A 2,355-nucleotide genomic window follows, 5' to 3' on the forward strand; every position below is an offset into this window, starting at 1 on the left:
GGAGCGCAGGGTGTTGACGTAGAACGCCGCCGGCATCACCAGCCACTTCTTGCCCGACAGGCGCATCAATGCGAGCACGGTGCCGAGCGCAATGCCGCCGATCATGGCGATGACGGTGAGCTGGATCGAGAAGAAGAAGCCTTTGGCAATGAAGCTGCCGACGACGCCCCAGTTGAGGAAGGCAAAGTCCAAATTCACTTGCTGCCTCCGATCATTCCGGGGACTTGGACTCTGTTCTCAATGAACAAAGCAATGCGGTTGATGGCGAAGGCCGACACGAAATACAGCCCGGTCACAGCCAGGTAGACCTCGATGCCGCGCGAGGTCTCTTCCTGCGCCTGCATGGCAAACATCGTCAGCTCGGCCACGCTCACCGCAAAGGCCACCGACGAGTTCTTGATGATGTTCATCGACTCGCTGGTGAGCGGCGGGATGACGATGCGAAACGCCATCGGCAGCAGCACGAAGCGGTAGGTCTGCGGCAAGGTAAGGCCCATGGCCAGGCCGGCGTAGCGCTGGCCCTTGGGGAGAGCTTCGATGCCCGCCTTGACCTGCTCGGAGATGCGCGCCGAGGTGAAGAAGCCCAAGGCAAACACCACCAGCACGAAGCTCGGCACCTGGCGCAGGCCCAGGAAGAGCGAGGGGATCACGTGGTACCAGAGGAAAACCTGTACCAGGAGCGGAATGTTGCGAAACAGCTCGGTCCAGGCGTTGCCCAGGAACACCAGCCCCTTGTTGGGCGTGGTGCGCAAGATGCCCATCAACGAGCCCACCACCAAGGCCACCACCAGACCCAGGGATGACACCGACAGCGTCCAGCCCCAGGCCGACAGCAGCCACTCCAGGTAGGTGCGCCCGCCCCCGTCGTCTCGCAGGAAAACCTGCCAGTCCCATGATTGCCCCAAGGCTCACTCCCTGTGTTGTGACGGCGTGCAGGCTGTGCGCGGCAAAGCCCCCAATGGAAAACGCGGCACCGGTAGAGCCGCCGCCGCGTTCTGGAATGTAAGCAAGCCCTGCGCCAATCGGCGCTAGGGCTTACCTGCAGGCAGCCTGCTTACTTCTTGGCCGCGTAGTCTTCCATCGGCTTGTCATTCGGGTTGGCCCAGGCCGCCTTGGTGGCGTCGCTCACCGGCAAGCCGACCTTGGCGCCCGCGGGCGGGATGGGCTGCAGGAACCACTTGTCGTAGGTCTTGGCCATGTCGCCCGACTGGATCTGTGCCTTGATGCTGTCGTCAACGGCCTTCTTGAAGGCCGCGTCGTCCTTGCGCAGCATGATGGCAATGGGCTCGACGCTCAGCACTTCGCCCACGACCTTGAAGTCAGCCGGGTTCTTCGACTTGGCGATGTTCGAGGCCAGGATGGAGCCGTCCATCACGAACGCGTCGGCACGGCCCGATTCGAGCAGCAGGAAGCTGTCGGCGTGGTCCTTGCCAAAGAGCTCCTTGAAGTCGACGCCGTTGGCGCGCTCGTGCTTGCGCAGCGTCTGCACGGAGGTGGTGCCGGTGGTGGTGGCGACCGTCTTGCCGGTGAGCTGGCCAATGCCGGTGATGCCCGAGTTGGCCTTGACGGCGATGCGCACTTCTTCGACGAAGGTGGTCATCGCGAAAGCCACATCCTTCTGCCGGGTGGCGTTGTTGGTGGTGGAGCCGCACTCGATGTCGACGGTGCCGTTTTGCACCAGCGGAATGCGGTTCTGCGAGGTCACCGGCTGGTACTTGGTCTCGACCTTGCGGCCGACCTGCTTCTCGATGTCGGCGATGACCTTGGTGCACACGTCGATGTGGAAGCCGACGTACTTGCCATCGCCCAGGGTGTAAGACAAACCAGAGGACTCGCGCACGCCCATGGTGACCACACCGCTGTCCTTGATCTTCTTCAGCGTGTCGGTGGTCTGCGCGTGAACGGCGCCGGTGGCGGCCAGCACGGCGGCCAGAGCAAACAGTGACTTCTTCATACGAACTCCTTTGGGTTAGGAATCAACAAGCGGCGATCAGGGCCGGTCAGCCAAGAACGCGATTCTAGATAGCGACGGCCTACGCGGAACCACGTAGAAAGCCGCAATGTAGGGCCACGACGCGCCAGCCGCCACGAGTGGGAACACTGTGCAAGATGTGTTCCTCAGGCGTCAGCGCCGGCGCGCAAGAAGTCCCACAGCGCCTGCGCGCCGGGTTTGGTGTGGCGCGCCATCTCGGGCCGCTCGCGGTAGATGCGCACCTCCATCGACAGCTCGCAACTGCCCGGGGCCGACGCACGCACCAGGCGGCTGCTGCGCATTTCTTTCTCGACCGAGCTGTTGGGCAGAAACGCCAGGCCATGCCCTTCGAGCGCCATGGCCTTCAGGCCTTCGGCCATGTC

The 2,355-nt window shown here is 63.1% G+C and carries 3 protein-coding genes and 1 pseudogene; all 4 read right to left on the minus strand.

Going from position 1 to position 2,355, the window contains the following annotated elements:
- A pseudogene (locus RMO40_RS23660) lies at positions 1 to 198 on the minus strand (amino acid ABC transporter permease); the annotation flags it as partial.
- Positions 195 to 905: an ABC transporter permease subunit gene (locus tag RMO40_RS23665; RefSeq protein WP_309726093.1), complete on the minus strand. Its 711-nt coding sequence runs from the start codon at positions 903 to 905 to the stop codon at positions 195 to 197. The pseudogene RMO40_RS23660 and the gene RMO40_RS23665, both read right to left, overlap by 4 nt.
- Positions 906 to 1,054: 149 nt before the next feature.
- Positions 1,055 to 1,954, minus strand: a complete 900-nt coding sequence (locus RMO40_RS23670; protein WP_309726095.1) for a transporter substrate-binding domain-containing protein — start codon at positions 1,952 to 1,954, stop codon at positions 1,055 to 1,057.
- A 164-nt stretch (positions 1,955 to 2,118) separates the two neighbouring features.
- Positions 2,119 to 2,355: LysR substrate-binding domain-containing protein (locus tag RMO40_RS23675; protein WP_309726097.1), on the minus strand; the 237-nt coding region annotated here is incomplete at its 5' end.

Source organism: Rhizobacter sp. (assembly GCF_031412075.1).
Lineage (GTDB): Bacteria > Pseudomonadota > Gammaproteobacteria > Burkholderiales > Burkholderiaceae_C > Rhizobacter.

Bases quoted from the DNA above. Each gene is read 5' to 3' on its own strand.
- RMO40_RS23670 (WP_309726095.1), bottom strand. From the start codon at position 1,954: ATGAAGAAGTCACTGTTTGCTCTGGCCGCCGTGCTGGCCGCCACCGGC.